Below are 16777 nucleotides of genomic sequence, written 5' to 3' on the forward strand. Positions count from 1 at the left end.
CGGTGCTTACTGCTGGACTTTGGTCGGGTCTTCGAAGCGGTAGCCCACGCCGTGAACGGTATGCAGCCACTTCGGGCTGCGCGGGTTGTCGCCGATCTTCGCGCGCAGGTTCTTCACATGCGAGTCGATGGTGCGCTCGTAGCCCTCGAAGTCGTAGCCGAGCACCTTCTCCACCAGCTCCATGCGCGAGTACACGCGACCAGGATAGCGCGACAGCGTGGTGAGCAGCTTGAACTCGCTGGCCGTGAGGTCGATCTCCTCGCCGTTCACCAGCACCTTGTGGCCCGACACGTCGATGGTGAGCTCGCCGAACTCCAGCACCTCGCGCTGCGGCTCGCTGTCGGCGTGCACGCGGCGCAAAAGCGCGCGGGCGCGGGCCACGAGCTCGCGGGGGCTGAACGGCTTCACCAGATAGTCGTCGGCGCCCAGCTCCAGGCCGATGATGCGGTCCTCCACCTCGCCCTTCGCGGTGAGCATGATGATGGGCACGTCGGAGTTGTCGCGGATGGCGCGGCAGACGCGCTCGCCCGGCACGCGGGGCAGCATGAGGTCGAGGATGACCAGGTCGAAGTGGTGCTTCGAGAACTCCTCCAAGGCCTCCTGGCCGTCGCCGACCGCCGTCACCCAGTAGTTCTCGCGCTCGAGATAGGCCGTCACCGCATCGCGGATGGCCTTCTCGTCTTCAACAAGCAGTATACGTCGCGTCTCGTTGCTCATGGATACCACCTCAAGTCGTCACCGGCTCGGATCCCACCTGGCCGCGTATCCCATACGCGCTCCGCTCCGAGCGTTCAGGTCGTGTTTGCGTTTATTGTAGCAATTACCCCTGAAGCAGCTGGAACCTGTGCGGGAAATGACACAATATCCACCATGGTAACCCGCAGATCAACACATGCCCACCACGCGAAACCCAGCCGTATCGGCGCGCGCAACGCCCAGCGCCGCAATGCGACGCCAGGCGGCGGCACCTACGCCGGCGGCAAGCCCAACCCCCGCGGCGGCCACGTGGGAAACGTGGGCGGCCTTGGCAGCGGCGGCCTGGGAGGATCGGGCACCTCGCGGCAAGCAGCACGCAGAAGCGCCGCGCAGAAGGCCTCCGTCGGGCCCGGCGATGCGCTCGGCTCCGGAGGCGTGCACCGGCGCGGCGCAGGAGGCGCAGGCTCCAGTTCCGGCGGTGGCGGCGTCCACGTTCCCACGCCGAACGGCGGGGAGATCCTGCTCACGCGCCGCCACTTCCTGTTCGGCGCCATCGGCGTGACCGCGCTCGCGGCGGCCGGCGGTGCGGCCTCCGTGGTCCTCAAGCAGCGTGAGGAGGCTGCCGGCAACGTGACGGTGCTCGAAGTGCCCGCCTCGGCCGTGACCACGTTGAACACGTCCGATTCCGAGAGCGCGTTCGCCCTCGTGGAGGATGCCGCCACCCGCATGGGCCTGTCCGTGCGAGCCGAGCTGCCCTACGGATCGCTCGTCTGGGCCAGCGGCGACGACGTGGCCGCCTGCCTGCTGCCCACGGAGGAGGCGAAGCCGCTCGCGCAGGTGGGGCTGCTGTCGCTTGGCAGCGGAAACCTGTCCACGGTGCTGGAAAAGGCCGTGGGCCAGGACGAGGGCTTCGAGATCTACGACGTGCGCGCCACGGCGTCGGGCCTCGTGTGGACGGAGGCCGACATCCTCGACGGTCTCTGGCGCGTGTACACGGCGCGCCTGACCGACGGCGTGGCCGGCGATCCGCGCCTGGCGGACGAAGGCGACGGCCAGTGGGAGACCCCCACGATCGCAGCATCCGGCGCCTACGCGTTCTGGCAGGTCCTGCCCAAGGTCGACGGCGACTACAGCGCCGAGGACTCCCTGGTCAAGCGCGCTTCCTTGGGATCGGGCGACGTCGAGACCGTCTACACGTCCCACGGTAGGCCGTGCACGCCGCCCTACGCGCTGGCCGACTCCGTGGTCATCACGCCGCGCGCGGACACTGCGGGCACGTACTACCAGCTCACCCGCCTGGATGCCGCATCGGGCAGCGTGCTGGACACCATGGTGCTGCCACGCTCCATGCGCCCGCTGGAGGCGGGCTACGGCGACAACGGGTTCTCGTTCTCGTTCGACGCCTGGTACAACTACGGCGACGGCATCTCCCAGATCGGCACGTACACGCCCGCGTCCCCCGTTACGGACGGCAACTACAGCGGCGCACCTTGGTTCTCGTTCAGCCTCGCGCCCACGGCAGCCCCCGCCTGGTGTGGCGGATGCTTCATCGTCAAGTCGAAGCGCACCGTGTGCGGCATCGACTTGGAGACGAACGAGTACTTCGCCCTCCAGCCCGAGAACGGCGCCGACGACTACGGCGAGTACCTGGCCACCACCGGCTCGAACGAATCCATAGTCACCTACGCCAATATCGACGACAAGCCCATCGACGGCGAGCCGAAGAAGTACTGCCTGGTAAGGGTGTGGAAGCCGGTCGGGTAAGGGAAAGGCGCGCCTGGCAGGAAGGCGACGCAACGTCGCTGCGCTTCTTGAAAAAAGGAGCCCTCCGAATGGAAAGCTCCTTGCTCGCGTTCGTGTGGCGAAACGGGACGCTTAGAACTCCAGCTCCTTGAGGCGGTCGAACACCACGTCTTTGCGGGTGAGGAAGTCCCAGGGGTCGAATATCTCGTCGAGCACCTCGGCCGAGAGATTCGCCTCGGGGTCGGCCTCGAGGTTCTCGCGGTAGGTGGGGCCGTCCACGGCGTTCTGGATATCCTCCCACACCTTCATGGCGTTGCGCTGCACGATGACGTAGGCGTCCTCTCGGCTGATGCCCGTGTCCACGAGCGCCAGCAGCACCTTCGAGCTGAAGATGAGGCCTTTCGTGCGCCACAGGTTGTGCTCCATCTTGGCGGGGTAGGTCTGCAGACCGTCGAGCATCCACTGCATCTTGCCGAACATGTAGTCGAGCGCGATGAAGCTGTCGGCCAGCGCGACGCGCTCGGCGCCGGAGTGGCTGATGTCGCGCTCGTACCACAGCGCCACGTTGTCGAAGGCCACCTGCGCGTTGGACTTCACGGTGCGGGCCAGGCCGCAGACGCGCTCGGCCGTGATGGGGTTGCGCTTGTGCGGCATGGCCGAGCTGCCCTTCTGGCCCTTCGCGAACGGCTCCTCGGCCTCGATGACGTCGGACTGCTGCAGCAGGCGCACCTGCATGGCGATGGACTCCAGCGTAGATGCCGTCACCGCGAGGCCGGCCATGACCTGGGCGTGGCGGTCGCGCGCCAGCACCTGGGTGGACAGCGGGTCGGCCTCAAGCCCCAGGCGCTCGCACACGAACTGCTCGACGAACGGGTCGATGCTCGAGTACGTTCCCACGGCGCCGCTGATGGCTCCCGTGGCGGCCACCTTGCGGGCCTCCTCCATGCGCGTCTGGGCGCGCTTGAGGGCCCAGGCCCAGCTGCCGAACTTCATGCCGAACGTCATGGGCTCGGCGTGGATGCCGTGCGTGCGGCCCACGCACAGCGTCTCCTGGAACTCGAACGCGCGGCGTTTGCACGTCTCGCCCAGCTGCTTGATGTCTTCGAGGATGATGTCGATCGCCTGCGTGATCTGGTAGGACAGCGCCGTGTCGCCCAGGTCGGACGAGGTCATGCCGTAGTGCACCCAACGGCTGGGCGGCTCTTGGCCCTCCGGCACGTCGGCGTCGATGTACTCGGCCATGTTCGTGGTGAACGCGATGACGTCGTGGTTCGTCACCTTCTCGATCTCGTCGATGCGCTCAACGGTGAAGTCGGCATGCGCGCGGATCCACGCGGCCTCCTCCTTCGTGATGCCGGACTTCCCCAGCTCGGCCTGCGCCTCGCAGGCCAGCACCTCGATCTCCTTCCAGATCTCGAACTTGTTCTGCAGCTCCCAGATGGCGCCCATTGCCGGGCGCGTGTAACGGTTGATCACGCCGGTCCCTTTCCCACGTCGTACCTGATGGCAACCAGCATACCGCAAACAAGCCCCCGGGCGGCGCACTTCACGGAAAGTGTCGAGCCTTGGGCGCGACGCCCTTGACTTGCTTATCCTCGATCAAGTAGTATATATTTCCTATAGAAATACTAGGCATTCGAGAGAAGGGCGGGCGAGATGGAGGAATGCAGGGAGGGCCGCGTGCGGTCGGTGAACACGTCGCGGCGCAAGGGCGGCCGGAAGACGCCGTGTGCGGGCGGTGCCGCCATCGAGGCGAACCGCGGCGTGGCGGGCGACGCGCATGCCGGCGACTGGCACCGGCAGGTGTCGCTTCTGGCATGGGAGTCCATCGAGAAGGCGCAGGCCATGGGCCTCGACGTGGCCGAGGGCGACTTCGCGGAGAACGTCACCACCGAGGGTATCGACCTCTTGGCGCTGCCGCTGGGCACCCGCGTGCGCGTGGGCGGCGCGCTCTTGGAGCTCTCCCAGATCGGGAAGGTGTGCCACACGAAGTGCGCCATCTACCACCTGGCCGGCGACTGCATCTTCCCCCGCGAGGGCGTGTTCTTCGTGGCGCTGGAGGACGGCGAGGTGAAGCCCGGCGACTCCGTGCAGGTGGTCGCGCTGGGCGACGGCACCTGCGCCCACACCCCGCCCGAGGCCCTCGAGGAGCTGCGCGCGGCGCGCGAGGGATAGGAGGAGCACGCCCAGGTTGCGCCGATAACCAACGGGGCCGGCCGCAGCGTCGGCAGCGTTCCGGCGGCCGGCAGGCCGCCGGAACCTAGCGTCGCCGGAGCCTAGAGCCCCTTGAACAGGGAGCGCACCTCGTCCAGCACTTCGGTGTCGGCTACGACGATGGCCTTGTCGCCGGGGTAGAGCACGGTTTCCTCGCCCACCACTTCCACGTTGTCGTCGTCTTTGGGCGACACGGCGGCTATCAGGCTGTTCTCCGGCATAGGCACGCTTTCGGCCAAAATGCCGGCTTCGTTGGAATGGTAGCGCATGCGCGGCACGGTGATCTCGGTGAGCACCACGTTGCCGTGCGTGAGCGACGAGGCCACGCTCACGCTGCCCAACAGCGTCTCCTCCTCGATAAGGTTCGCGATGAGCGTGGTGGACGACACGCTCTCGATGCCCACCTCGCGGAAGATGCGCAGGTTCTTCGGATTGTTAACGCGCGCGATACAGCGCGGCACGTTGAACACGCGCTGGGCGATCTCGCACGACACCAGGTTGTCGTCGTCCTGGCCCGTGGTGGCCACGAACACGTCGGCCTTGCGGATGCCGGCATCCTCCTGGTACTTCGAGTCGCACCCATCGCCGTGTATAACGAGGTAGCGTCCTTCCAGCACGATGGACAGATGGTCGGCCGTCTGCAGGTTCTCCTCGATCACGGCCACGTCGTTGCCGCTTCCCAGCAGCACGCTGGCCAGGTACTCCCCGATCTTGCCGCCGCCGGCGATAACGATGTACATGGAATTCTCCTAGTCCTGAATGTAGCGAGAGAACGCCCCGATCAGCTCGTGGCGCACGCAGGCGAGCACGGAATCTCCCTGGTAGAGGATCGAGTCGCGCGTGGGAATGGACGAAGCGGAGCCGTCGGCACGCTCGAACGCGATGATGCGGATGTCATGGTCGCGCTCCATCTCGGACACGCGGATGGTGGGATGGTCGGTGTCGCGCCAGCTCAGGTCGAGCGAGAAGCGCAGCACCTCGAACTCGCCGAACGTGTCGATGTGCGCGCCGTGGCCCGACACGATCTTGCTGAACACGTCCTCGGCAACGAGTGACGTGCCGCACACGTGGTCGATGCCCAGCTGCATGTAGGCGCGCTCGTGGTCGGGGTTGTACAGGCGGGCGATGACATGGGGCACGCCGTACAGGCGGCTGCCCACCTCGGCCACCATGAGGTTCGTGTTGTCGAACTGCGTGACGGCCGCAATGACGTCGCAGTCCTCCACGCCGGCCTTCACGAGCGTCTCCTCGTCGAAACCGAGGCCCTGCACCGTGGAGCCGTTGAAGTTGCGCCCCAGGTTCGCGAACGCGTCGGCGTTCTTGTCGATGACGCACACGTTGTTGCCGTTGTCCGACAGCATGTTCGCCAACTGCGAACCCACGCGGCCGCAGCCGACGACGATCACGTTGCTCATACCGATCCTTTCACCAAGCGCCCGTGCGCCGATTTCCTGCCATGCCCTAGCATACTGCAAGCCCCGCGCGCGGGAAAGCGGCGAAACCCGCCCGTAGAGCAGCTACAGGCAGGCTGGCATCATGGGTTCCGAGGCGGAAAACAGTTTCGCCGGCCCGGCGGCCGGCGAAACGTTTAGATCATCTGCATCTGGCCCAGCGTCGCGTTGAACCAGTGGTCGTAGTTCGGCGGGCAGTACTTCATCGCCGCACCGTACGTGATTGAGTATCCGTAAGCGCTCGCAAGTCCGGCCACATGGGCGTTGATGGCCTCTTCCCAGCTCCCCCAGCTCGACTGGCCCCAGCCCCAGGCGTTGTAAGGCTTGAAGCACACGGCACCCTTCGAGCTCTCGGTGTTGGAGATGGCGGGAGACCAACGCGGGTCCACGCCGTATTCCCAGGCGGCCGTGGCGAACGTCACGCCCTGCCCCGCCAGCGGCGAGCCGGAAAGATAGGCGTCGATGCGCTGGGACCACGTGGAGATGAAGGCCTCCTTGCCCACGGAGAAGTCCACATCGGGCAAGCTGGCCAGCGCGGAGGCGGCGCTGTCCTGGGCGGCCCTCGCCTGCTGTTCGGCCTTGGCGGCTTCGGCGGCGGCCACGCGGGCAGCCTCCTCGGCACGGGCGGCCTCCTCGGCGGCGATGCGGGCGGCTTCCTCCTCGGCCTCTATGGCCTCGATGCCCTTGGAGATGTCGCGCTTCGCCGTGCTGGCGAGCACCGTGGCCTCGTGCGCGGAAGAATCGGTCGCGCTCTCGGCGAACGTCGCGGTATCCGCCTCGGACACGGGGGCGCTCATGGCGTCGATGCCGAACGCATCGACTTCCTGCGCGCTGCCGCCAGCGGAGGCGATGCCGAAGCCGATGCACCCGGCGAGCACGATGGACGCGCACCCGACTGCCGCGATCTTCGCGACAATGCTCGACTTCCGCTGCTTGTATCGTCTGTCAGTCAAACCTCGATTACCTTTCAATGAACAGCGCACGACCACGCCGCCGGAGCGGTGACAGCGTAGTAGGTTGTAAGGGGTGGTTGCTGCCGAAGGGGCGATATGCTGTTTTGTCGAGGTGTATTTTAGCCCATGGGACCCCGCGTAGGCAAAAAAGTGTGGAGACGGCCTCCACGTTTTGTTCGCTTGACAAACAGGAAAGCCGCAGATGCGCAGGTGGTTATGCATCCTCGGCAGGCGCTCGTTTTTCGAACAGAGCCACGGTTGACGGAGCGCGGAGGCAAGCGCCAACGCTAGCGAACAACCGCAATGCTCACTTCGAAGGGGAAGGCGAACTCGCGGCCGTAGGGCAACGTGAGCACGATGAGGTCGTTCGGCCCCGGCACCGAGAACCACAGCACCCCCAAGACGCAGAACGCCACGAAGCACAGCCCTGCCAGCAGGGTCCACCACGGCGCATGCAGTGCGCCGCCAATGACGAAGAACCCCGCCATCATGAGCAGCAGCGGCCATAGGTTCAGAAACATGAGCTGCAAGGATGTCCAGCCCACTACGCCCAGGCTGAAGAGCAGCAGCGTGGCACCCAGGCTGAAGAGCATGAGACCGTCCACGAATTGGAGCATGCGGCGCCCCGGGACCCCCGGGACCACCATCTGCACGATGCCGATGATGGCAAGGACAAGCGGCCAAAACTGCCACCATGACACCCCGTCGATGTTCTCGGCCAACAGCGCGGCTATGCCGAAGAACAGCAGGAACGACCCGGTGAACACGGCCGCCTTCACCCCACCGTTCCGCCGTGGCTGCTGCATCGTCACGGGCGGCGGCACGGCCGCACCGTCCGGTGCGCGCCAGCTGCTCGGCGCCCCGGCCTGCAGCGGATCTGCGTAGCCGCCCGGCACCTGGGGCGATCCCCCTTCCACCGGTTCCCGTCCTGCATTCGGCGGCGCCTGCCAGTTGGGCGACTGCCAACTGGGCGGCTGCCAACCGGGCGCCTGCCAGCCGGGTGCCTGGCTTTGCGCCCGGTGCGCCCACGCGGCAGCCTCGGCCGTGGGCGGCTCGGGGGGCACATGGCCCGTGCCCGCATAGGCGTCGTAGGGGAGGTGCTGCTGCGCAGCCGCCGCCTCGGAGGCGGCGCGAGCGGCGTCGTCGGCGCGGTTCCGCGATGCGCCGACATCCACGGAGCCGTACGTGTCCGAGTGCACGGAATGGGGCTCGACCTCCACGGGGCCGGCCTCGTTGGGAGCCAGGGGCAGGATGGCCCACAGCGCCGCGTATGCGACGGCGAACAGGCCCGCCGTGGACAGCGTGAGCGCCACCGTGAGGATGCGGGCGACCAGCGGATCGAAGCTGAAGTACTCGGCAACGCCGGCGCACACGCCCCCGACGAGCGCATTGCGCGAGCGGTAGAGTCGCTTCTCGGTGTTCACGCTGCCTCCTGGTCGAACCTTCGGCGCCGCACTATCAGTGGGAGGCAGGATGCTCGGCTTTTTCGGCAACGGCTTCGGCAGGACCGCGGCCCGCGTCTTCCTCGGCCTGCACGGCCGACGCATTGCCCGCACCCACCTCGCGCGTCATCCGGATGTTCGAGATGCGCCTGCGCCGCATGGCCTGGATCTTGAACCGGTACCCACCGAACTCGAACTCGTCGCCCACCTGGGGAACGAAGTCGATCATGCCCATGAGCCACCCGGCCATGGTCTCGTAGTCATCCGACTCCGTGACGGGCCAGCCAAGCTTCAGCGCATCCTCCACGGGGAAGCGCCCGTCCACGAGCCACGTTCCGTCCGACAGCGGCGTGATGAACTTGTTCTCGATGTCCGACTCGTCGATGATCTCGCCGACGATCTCCTCCACAATGTCCTCGACGGTAATTAAACCATCGGTGCCACCGTACTCGTCAACCACGATGGCCATCTGTTGCCTATTCGTTTGCATCTCGGAAAGAAGCGGGAAGAGGTCTTTCGTCTCGGGCACGAACAGGGCCTCGTAGGCGTAGGCCACCACCGGCTCGTTCTCCTTGCCGTCCATGAGGGGCGCGAGCAGGTCCTTGTAGTGCACGATGCCGACGATACGGTCGATGTCCTCGTGGAACACGGGCAGTCGCGAGTAGCCGGTGCCGCGCATGCGGTCGACGGCCTGACGCACGGTTTCCGTATCCTCCACGAGGATCATGTCCACGCGCGGCTGCATGATCTCGTGCACGGTCATGTCCCCTAAGTCCAAGATATCGTGGATCATGCGCTTCTCTGCGGGCAGCAGCTCGTCATTGTCCGTGACCATATACTTGATCTCTTCTTCGGACACGCTCTGGCGCTCGTCGGCGTTCTTGATGCGCAGCAGGCGCGACAGGCCGTTGGCCGAGGCCGAGGTCAGCGCCACGAGCGGACGCGCTACCTTCTGGAACACCATCAGGGGGCCGGCCACCGTCTTGCTCACGCGCTCGGCATCGGCCAGCGCCATGCGCTTCGGCACGAGCTCGCCCACCACGATGCTCAGGTACGACACGATGAGCGTGATGAGCACGGGGGCCAAGCCGGGTGCGATGACCGAGAGCCAGCCAACGCCGAAGCCGGACAGCCACTGGGCCAGCGGATCTGACAGGTTCGTGGCCGCCGCAGCGGACGCGAAGAAGCCCACGAGCGTGATGGCCACCTGAATGGTGGCCAGGAACTGCCCCGAGTCGCTTGCCAGTCCCAACGCGCGCTGGGCCTTCTTGTCGCCCTCGTCGGCCTCTTTCTGCAGCAGCACGTGCTTGGCGTTGACCAGGGCCATCTCCGACATGGAGAAGTAGCCGTTAACCAGAACGAGCAAAAACGTGACGACGATGCTTATCCCTATGTCCATGAAAGCGAAACTCACTCCTTCTAAGCGATGCGGATGCATGCGAAGCCGCCTCTGCGGCCCGCGTTCGCGCTTTCGCGCCTCGCCGGAGGATGGGAAGGGGTACGGAGCCGCTTCCACCCCGGCAACCGTGGGGCTGTCATGCCCGCGCGCTCGTGCACGCGCCGCTTACATAATATAGAAGGCGATGGCCAAGAACTGGCAGACCGTTCCGGCCAGCACCCACAGGTGGAAGATGGAATGCATATAGGGAACCTTCTTCAACACGTAGAAGATGCAGCCTATCGTGTAGCACACGCCGCCGCCCACGAGCAGCCACAGGCCCGGCCCCCACAGCGCTGCGACGAGCGGCGGCAGGAACCAGACGACGCACCACCCCATGAGCAAGTAGAGCACGGCGGATATCCAGCGCGGGCGGAACACCCAGAACGTCTCGCTGGCCACGCCCGCCAGCGCCACGGCCCACACGAACGCGCACAGCCACAGGCCACCCGAATCGGCGAGCGAGATGAGGCAGAACGGCGTGTAGGAACCGGCGATGAACAGGTAGATGCAGCTATGGTCGAGCACCTTGAATACCTTTTTCGCCTTGTCGACGGCGATGGCGTGGTACAGCGTGGACATGGTGTACTCGAGCAGCATGGAGTAGGCGTACACGAGCGCGGCCACAAGATAGGTGCCCTCGGGATGGGCGGCTGCGCGCACGGCCAGGAACGGCAACGCCGCCAGGGCGAGCACGATGCCTATGCCATGCGAGATGGAGTTGGCTATCTCCTCCCCCACGGTGTACTCGCGAACGACGTGGCCCTCGCCCAACGCGCTTACCGAGGAATGGGCCACGGCGGGCGCCGTGGCCGCGGCGGGCTTGCAACCCGCGGGGGTTTCATCCGGAGGCTCCGGCAAAGGGGAAGTACTACTTCGGCTGTCCGATGCATCGGGTGTTACCTGTGCGCTCATAATGCCTCACTCTACCACATTTCCCCGCGGCTTGAGCCAATCGAGCCAGCTGCGGGCATCTTCTTCACAGACGTCGATCAGGCGAATCGTGGTGCCGCCGATGCCGGCCGCGGTTCGGGCGCTCACCGTGGCCGTGCGGGCGCGGCGCTGGAACGGGTTCGTCTTCGTGTAGCCGAACTGGATCTTCTTGCGCGGGAAGCTCACGGTCTCACGCGCGAAGCCGCCGTTGCTCACCTGCATGAAATGCTCGTTGTACGCGAACCCGGAGCCTCGGAACCACAGAACGGCACCCACCAAGTCCAACACGAACAGCACGAGGCACAGCGCATAGCCGATGAAGGCGCCGGTGTTGATATAGAAGAGGACCGTGAGGCCATCGGCGTCAGGTACGATGAATGCGTTCGAGCACACCTGCCCGATGGCGATGACGACGGCGAGCCACAGCCCCGTTCCCTGAATGATGCCGCGACGGATGAGCGCGCGGCGCAGGGCCACGGGCGCCACGGGCGTGCTCTCCACCGGCACGCCGGCGAACTCGGGCACCAGCCCTGCGAGGATCTCGGGCACGCGGCTCATCTTCACGAAGGGATGCACCACCAGGCCCTGGCTCAGGCTCTTCTGCTGCTCGTCGGAGCCTTCGGCCGCCGCATCGATCTTGCCGAGCGAGAGCTCGCAGTATCCCAGCAAACGGCGGATGAAGCTCTGCTTCACGATGACCGATTGGACGCGGTCGACGCTCACGCCCTGGAACTGGTGCTGCAGCAGGCCGCGCTCCACCTCTATGCGGTTGTCGCGCCGACAGGCGCGGAAGCCGCCGAACGAGATGGCGCTGCCCACGATGGACAGAAGCCACATCACGGCTGCGACCACCAGCACCAAGGCCACGCCGGCAGCCACGAGGTTGCCGCCGAACAGCTGGCCGCTTAAAAGCATGAACTGACCGACGATGGGATCGACCATGCCGGTGAGAACCGGCGCCATCTGGCTGGCGAACTGGGCAGCCCCGCCCAGGATACCCAAGATGACGAGCACGAACGCCGTGTTGTTCGAAAGGCCGGTGAACAAAAGCTCCTTGTTGCTCAAGCCGTACTCGTAGCTCACCTTGCCGGTGTCGACGGCCGACCCGCCGAACACACCGCGCACGTCCGTCCATATCTCGGCCGGCGCGTCCAGCACGTTGTGGGGAGCCTGCCCGGCGGCTCCCGCTCCCGCCGCCGCCGCTTGGCCGGCCGCTCCCGCCTGGGGCAGCACCACGCCGCTTGCAGCCGCCACGGCCACGGCAGCCTCCTGGGGCGCCATGCCCTCCTGGACGGCCGTCGCGTACTGCTTGCGCGCGAACAGCTCGGTGCGCAGCTGCTCGGCCTGCGATTTCTGCACGTAGGGCACCTGAACGGCCTTGTTGTTCGAGCCGCCCGCCGTGTCGATGCTCACCGTGCACACGCCGAACAGGCGCTGGAGCAGCGACGCACGCTGATCGACCGACTGTATGCGCTGGTAGGGCACGTGAACGCGCTTCTTGTTGAAGATGCCCGAGTACAGGTTGAACTCCTCGGGGCCTATGACGTAGTACAGGTGCTTGTACGACAGCCACTGGAAAAGCGCCACCAAGCCGATGATGAGCACGAGGCCCAGCACGATGGCGCCGATGACCAGCATGAGCAGGGGAAGGTCGCCGCCGATGGTCTCGCCATCGGCCAACGCCCCCACGAACCCGGAGAAGCCCGAGACGAGCACCACGAAGAACATGGCGGCCCCTGCCTGGATGCTGCCGAGCCAGATGTAGCTGTGATGCACATGGTGGCGCGGCGGCTCCTGCGGCGGGTACGGTTGGCCAGGATACGGCGCCGGCTGCTGCGGGGGATACGGCTGCCCCGAGGGCGCAGGCGGTTGCCCCGTGACGGGATCGTTCCAGCAGGGCTGGCCGGGATACGGCTGGTTCGGCGGCTGCTGGTTGAAACCGGGCTGAGGCTGGCCGACAGGGGGCCGTGCAGGTTGCTGGTTGTCGGCCATCACACGTCCTCCTGGGCGAGGCGCGCAAGCTCGGCCGCCTTGTCGCGCAGCTGCTCGGCGGTCTGGCTGTCGAGCCCCGGTATCTCGTGCTCGCCCGCAGCAGTGGCCACCGTAACGCTGGCCAGGCCGAACGCGCGCAGGATGGGCCCCTGGCGCGTGTCGGTGTTCTGCACGCGGATGAACGGGATGACGAAGCGCTTGCGCCACACGATGCCGCGCGCGATGTCCAGGTAGTCGTCCGAAAGCTCGTAGCGCCACCGCATGAAGCGGATGGGCGGCAGCACGACCAGCCATACGACCATGCCCACCACGTACAGGGCAGCCAGCGCCGCCAACACGACGAACATCCACCCGGCCGACTCCACCGCCACAGCGATGGCGAACGGCACGAAGCAGCACAGGAACACCACCGTGAGCCATATGGCATCGTTGATGCGCCACACGTTCTTTATCTTAGGATTAAGCTGGTTTGCAGGCAGGTCTCTCATGAACGTCCTCCACTCGAACTATATGCGTCCTTATCATACCAGAGCACCCGTTTGCGACCGATGCGATCGCCCAGCTTGTAACGTGGTTTTTGCTTTACCCGCCGATGCGGCCAGATCCCTTCGCACGGCTCCCGTGCAACGGAGCAGGTGGCGCCGAGCCGTAGGGTCCGACGCAGCCCGTTCGGCAGCGCCGGCTTCCACCTAAACGAAGGCGCTACGAGAACGAGCGTTTCACGTGAAACATTCGTTCTCGTTTTTTGGCTTCGCGCGTCGTGCAGTATACTTTGAACTCAAAGCAACCGCATGACGAAAGCGAGGGCAAGATGAAGTACGACGAACTGAAAGACGAGATCAAGGCCGCCATGAAGGCGAAGGACAAGGTTCGGCTGTCCATCCTGCGGCAGGTGCATGGCGAGATCAAGAACATCGAGGTCAACGAGCGGCGCGACATCGAGGACGCAGACGTCGACGCCATGATCAAGCGACTCATAAAGCAAACGCGGGAGACGCTCGACGGATCCATCAAGGCCGGCAACGACCAGGAGCGCACGGACATGCTGTCCGAGCAGGTTGCCATCTTGGAAGGCTACCTGCCCAAGCAGGTGACAGGCGACAAGCTCACCGCGCTCATCGGCGAGGTGCTGGCCGAGATGGGCGCCTCCACGAAGAAGGACATGGGGCGCGTCATGGGCGCCCTCACGCAGAAAACCTCCGGCAACTTCGACAAAGCGGCCGCCGCCAAGGAGCTGGGACAGCGCTTGGCGTAGCCGCCTGCGATCCACCGGCGGCGGGGTCGCCTGTGGCGGGTTGGGCGCGCAACAGGATGGTGCAACGGATTGCGGCAGGGGCCAGAGCCCCTGCCCTACGGGATGATCCCCAGGCGGGGCTTGCGCTTGGGGGCTTTCGTTGCGGCCCCTACCGGCGCTCGGCGAATTTGTAGCCCACACGCCATACGGTGATCAGGTACTTCGGCTGAGAGGGATTCTCCTCTATCTTCTCGCGGATCTTGCGCATGAAAACGGTGATGCTGCTCTCATCCACTTCGCTGTCCACGCCCCAGATATGCTCGAATATCTGCGCGCGCGTGAACACCTGCCCGGGGTTCGCGGCCAAAAGCGCCAGGATCTCGAACTCTTTTGCCGTGAGGTCGACCTTGCGCCCGTGCAGACGCGCCTCGTACTGGTTGAAGAACACCTCCAGGTCGCCTGTGGTAGCGCTTCCCTCGCGGTTCACGGCCTTCGCGAACGCGAGGTCGTCCTTGTGGCGGCGCAGATGCGCCTCGATGCGCAGCAAGAGCTCGTCGGGGCTGAACGGCTTGACCACGTAATCGTCGCCCCCGGCCTTGAAGCCGATGCTCTTGTCCACGATATCGCCCTTCGCCGACAGGAAGATAATGGGAATGCGCCGGCCGTCCTCGCGCATGCGGCGGCACACCTCGAAGCCGTTCATGCCGGGCATCATCACATCCAACAGGAGCAGGTCGGGCTTCTCGTCGGCCAGCAGGGTCAGCCCTTCCTCGCCGTCGAACGACGCGCAGAACGCATAGCCCGCATCCTCCACGATGCGCCTCATGAGCACGTGCAAGCTCTCATCGTCGTCGATGAGCATCACTTTCGCCGCATTCCCCATACGGTTCCTCCCCTTCCGCTCGTGCTGCGCACCCGAGCAGCCCATCCTGCAGCTCTCCCTCGCTCCGCGAGGCGCTGCCCCCTTTAGGACGCGCCGCCAGAAACAGCGCCGCGTTCACGCTCGGGCCTCGGTAGGCCCGTCCACCGGGATGCGCACCGCGAACACGCTGCCGCGCCCCGGCTCGCTTTCCACGGAGATGGTGCCCCCGTGCATCTCGGCGTACTCCTTCGCCAGCGAGAGCCCCAGCCCGGTACCATTGTAGCGGCGCGACGCCGACGAGTCGGCCTGCACGAAACGGTCGAAGATGCGCCGCTGGTCCTTCTTCGCAATGCCGATGCCCGTGTCCGCGACGCGCAGCCACACCTGGCCGCATTCGGGATGCCAGCTGATGGACAGGCGCACGTCGCCGCCCTCCGGCGTGAACTTCACCGCGTTGCCGCACAGGTTCTCCAACACGTGGCGCAGCTTCTCGAAATCGGCTGTGATCAGCGGCACGTCGGGGTCGATCTCGCAGGCGAACGCGATGTTCTTTCGGTTCGCCAGCGGCTGCACCACGGCCTGCACCATGCCCGCGATGTCGCCCAAGTCTACCGTTTCCCTATTCATCTCGATCCTTCCGGCGTCGAGCCGGCTCATCTCCAGTATGTCGTTGATCATGAGCAGGAGCGCGCGGCTGTTCGCCTCGATCTCGCGCCGCGTCTCCGCCTCCTTCTCGTCGGCGGGCTCGCTGTTGCGGTTCAGCAGCTCCGTGAACGCGATGATGGACGTGAGCGGCGTGCGCAGCTCGTGGCTCATCATGGCAAGGAACTCGGACTTGTAGCGGTTCTCGTCGCGCAGGCGGCCGTTGGCCTCCTCCAGCTGCGCGCGCTGCCGCTCGAGCACGGCGTTCGCCTCGGCCAGCTGCGCGGTGCGGACCTGCACCTGCGCCTCCAGGTTGCTGTAGATGCCGGCCAGCTCGTGCGCCATCTCGTTGAACTCGGTCATGAGCGTGTTCATCTCGCGCGACGACTCCGTGTGCGCCAGCTCCACGTCCAGATCGCCCGTCTGGATGCGCTCGACGCCCGCCTGGATCTTGCTGAGCGGCCGCGTGACGAGGTAGGTGAGCGCCAGGTACATGATAACCAGGCATGCCACCAGCATGCCCCCGAAGAAGATGACGTCCTGCACCACGGCGCTCTTCTCGTTGTCCATGTACACGTCGAGCGGAATGACGATGCTGATGGCTCCGCCCACGTCGCCCGAGCGCCAACCCTCCTTCGCATAGCCGGTCACGTCGATCTCGCCGGCCGGCTCGCCGTGGCAGTCGAGGCAGTTCTTCTCGATGCGCATGGGCGCCAGGTAGCGGAACACCTCCTCGCCCTGGTACTGCGTGATCTCGTAGAACTCGCGGCAGGTCGGGTCGGCGTAGAACGCGTCGAGCGCGCGGGCCTCGAAGGCGTCCGGCTCGTCAGCCTGGTTGCGCGGGTTGAAGTTCACGAACCGCGTGGTGTAGCTGGATTGCGACGTGAAGAGCTGCCCTATGCTGCGGCCGGCGATAGCGCAGTGGAGGCCCTGGTACACGCCGTCGTCGGTGCAGGATATCTGCTCGAGGCGGTCCTGGTTCGAGGCCATGAACTCCCAGACGGCGTCCATCTGCTGGGTCAGCACCATGCCCTTTTCGCGCAGCTCGTTTTCCATCTGGGCGCGCTTGTTCTCGGACGTCCAGGCCAGGTTGGCCACGAGCGACACGGCGATCAGCGCGATGATCAGGCCCGCGAACTTCGTCTTCAGCTTTATGTTCCCCATGACGCTCCCCCTC

15 protein-coding genes are annotated in these 16777 nt (G+C 65.8%); 3 read left to right on the forward strand and 12 right to left on the reverse strand.

Going from position 1 to position 16777, the window contains the following annotated elements:
- Positions 1-6 precede the first annotated feature (6 nt).
- The gene (locus BN3560_RS06310; RefSeq protein WP_015539178.1) at positions 7-717 is read right to left on the reverse strand and encodes a response regulator transcription factor; all 711 of its coding nucleotides are present in this window, start codon (positions 715-717) and stop codon (positions 7-9) included.
- A 153-nt stretch (positions 718-870) separates the two neighbouring features.
- Here BN3560_RS06310 and BN3560_RS06315 point away from each other — a divergent pair, with 153 nt between their 5' ends.
- Positions 871-2460, forward strand: a complete 1590-nt coding sequence (locus BN3560_RS06315) for a Tat pathway signal protein (protein ID WP_227114992.1) — start codon at positions 871-873, stop codon at positions 2458-2460.
- Positions 2461-2571: 111 nt separating this feature from the next.
- Here BN3560_RS06315 and purB read toward each other — a convergent pair whose 3' ends face one another.
- The gene (gene purB / locus BN3560_RS06320) at positions 2572-3915 is read right to left on the reverse strand and encodes an adenylosuccinate lyase (RefSeq protein ID WP_096227438.1); all 1344 of its coding nucleotides are present in this window, start codon (positions 3913-3915) and stop codon (positions 2572-2574) included.
- A 180-nt stretch (positions 3916-4095) separates the two neighbouring features.
- On the opposite strand from purB, the gene BN3560_RS06325 reads away from it, so the two are divergent.
- Positions 4096-4614, forward strand: coding sequence for an MOSC domain-containing protein (locus BN3560_RS06325; protein ID WP_087190268.1), 519 nt, complete (start codon positions 4096-4098; stop codon positions 4612-4614).
- 101 nt (positions 4615-4715) lie between these two features.
- On the opposite strand, the gene BN3560_RS06330 is transcribed toward BN3560_RS06325, so the two are convergent.
- From BN3560_RS06330 to BN3560_RS06365, 8 genes are all read right to left on the reverse strand, one after another.
- Entirely contained in the window at positions 4716-5393 is a 678-nt protein-coding gene (locus BN3560_RS06330) for a potassium channel family protein (RefSeq protein WP_087190269.1), read from the reverse strand.
- Between the two features lie 9 nt (positions 5394-5402).
- Complete coding sequence (locus tag BN3560_RS06335) at positions 5403-6068, reverse strand: potassium channel family protein (RefSeq protein ID WP_015539183.1); 666 nt, start codon at positions 6066-6068, stop codon at positions 5403-5405.
- A 173-nt stretch (positions 6069-6241) separates the two neighbouring features.
- Positions 6242-7057: a CMP-2-keto-3-deoxyoctulosonic acid synthetase gene (locus BN3560_RS06340; protein ID WP_087190270.1), complete on the reverse strand. Its 816-nt coding sequence runs from the start codon at positions 7055-7057 to the stop codon at positions 6242-6244.
- A 287-nt stretch (positions 7058-7344) separates the two neighbouring features.
- The gene (locus tag BN3560_RS06345; RefSeq protein ID WP_161959436.1) at positions 7345-8481 is read right to left on the reverse strand and encodes a PspC domain-containing protein; all 1137 of its coding nucleotides are present in this window, start codon (positions 8479-8481) and stop codon (positions 7345-7347) included.
- A 34-nt stretch (positions 8482-8515) separates the two neighbouring features.
- A complete protein-coding gene (locus tag BN3560_RS06350) occupies positions 8516-9898 on the reverse strand; it encodes a hemolysin family protein (RefSeq protein WP_096227440.1) in 1383 nt (460 codons plus the stop codon).
- A gap of 165 nt (positions 9899-10063) precedes the next feature.
- Positions 10064-10735 (reverse strand): PAQR family membrane homeostasis protein TrhA, encoded by a 672-nt coding sequence (gene trhA / locus BN3560_RS06355; RefSeq protein ID WP_224767824.1) that lies wholly within the window; start codon positions 10733-10735, stop codon positions 10064-10066.
- Between the two features lie 123 nt (positions 10736-10858).
- A complete protein-coding gene (locus BN3560_RS06360) occupies positions 10859-12862 on the reverse strand; it encodes a PH domain-containing protein (RefSeq protein WP_154270162.1) in 2004 nt (667 codons plus the stop codon).
- Complete coding sequence (locus tag BN3560_RS06365; RefSeq protein ID WP_096227442.1) at positions 12862-13350, reverse strand: PH domain-containing protein; 489 nt, start codon at positions 13348-13350, stop codon at positions 12862-12864. The genes BN3560_RS06360 and BN3560_RS06365 overlap by 1 nt, the downstream gene beginning before the upstream one ends.
- 323 nt (positions 13351-13673) lie before the next feature.
- Here BN3560_RS06365 and BN3560_RS06370 point away from each other — a divergent pair, with 323 nt between their 5' ends.
- Complete coding sequence (locus BN3560_RS06370) at positions 13674-14117, forward strand: GatB/YqeY domain-containing protein (RefSeq protein WP_096227443.1); 444 nt, start codon at positions 13674-13676, stop codon at positions 14115-14117.
- 148 nt (positions 14118-14265) lie between these two features.
- Here BN3560_RS06370 and BN3560_RS06375 read toward each other — a convergent pair whose 3' ends face one another.
- Complete coding sequence (locus tag BN3560_RS06375) at positions 14266-14979, reverse strand: response regulator transcription factor (RefSeq protein ID WP_167380490.1); 714 nt, start codon at positions 14977-14979, stop codon at positions 14266-14268.
- Between the two features lie 114 nt (positions 14980-15093).
- Entirely contained in the window at positions 15094-16764 is a 1671-nt protein-coding gene (locus tag BN3560_RS06380) for an ATP-binding protein (protein WP_096227444.1), read from the reverse strand.
- Positions 16765-16777: the final 13 nt, after the last annotated feature.

This window comes from Gordonibacter urolithinfaciens, assembly GCF_900199375.1.
In the GTDB taxonomy this organism is placed as follows: domain Bacteria; phylum Actinomycetota; class Coriobacteriia; order Coriobacteriales; family Eggerthellaceae; genus Gordonibacter; species Gordonibacter urolithinfaciens.

Excerpts from the sequence above, each read along its gene's own strand:
- BN3560_RS06310 (WP_015539178.1), bottom strand. The coding sequence starts at position 717 with ATGAGCAACGAGACGCGACGTATACTGCTTGTTGAAGACGAGAAGGCC.
- BN3560_RS06315 (WP_227114992.1), top strand. The coding sequence starts at position 871 with ATGGTAACCCGCAGATCAACACATGCCCACCACGCGAAACCCAGCCGT.
- BN3560_RS06325 (WP_087190268.1), top strand. The coding sequence starts at position 4,096 with ATGGAGGAATGCAGGGAGGGCCGCGTGCGGTCGGTGAACACGTCGCGG.
- BN3560_RS06330 (WP_087190269.1), bottom strand. The coding sequence starts at position 5,393 with ATGTACATCGTTATCGCCGGCGGCGGCAAGATCGGGGAGTACCTGGCC.
- BN3560_RS06335 (WP_015539183.1), bottom strand. The coding sequence starts at position 6,068 with ATGAGCAACGTGATCGTCGTCGGCTGCGGCCGCGTGGGTTCGCAGTTG.
- BN3560_RS06350 (WP_096227440.1), bottom strand. The coding sequence starts at position 9,898 with ATGGACATAGGGATAAGCATCGTCGTCACGTTTTTGCTCGTTCTGGTT.
- BN3560_RS06360 (WP_154270162.1), bottom strand. The coding sequence starts at position 12,862 with ATGGCCGACAACCAGCAACCTGCACGGCCCCCTGTCGGCCAGCCTCAG.
- BN3560_RS06365 (WP_096227442.1), bottom strand. The coding sequence starts at position 13,350 with ATGAGAGACCTGCCTGCAAACCAGCTTAATCCTAAGATAAAGAACGTG.
- BN3560_RS06370 (WP_096227443.1), top strand. The coding sequence starts at position 13,674 with ATGAAGTACGACGAACTGAAAGACGAGATCAAGGCCGCCATGAAGGCG.
- BN3560_RS06375 (WP_167380490.1), bottom strand. The coding sequence starts at position 14,979 with ATGGGGAATGCGGCGAAAGTGATGCTCATCGACGACGATGAGAGCTTG.
- BN3560_RS06380 (WP_096227444.1), bottom strand. The coding sequence starts at position 16,764 with ATGGGGAACATAAAGCTGAAGACGAAGTTCGCGGGCCTGATCATCGCG.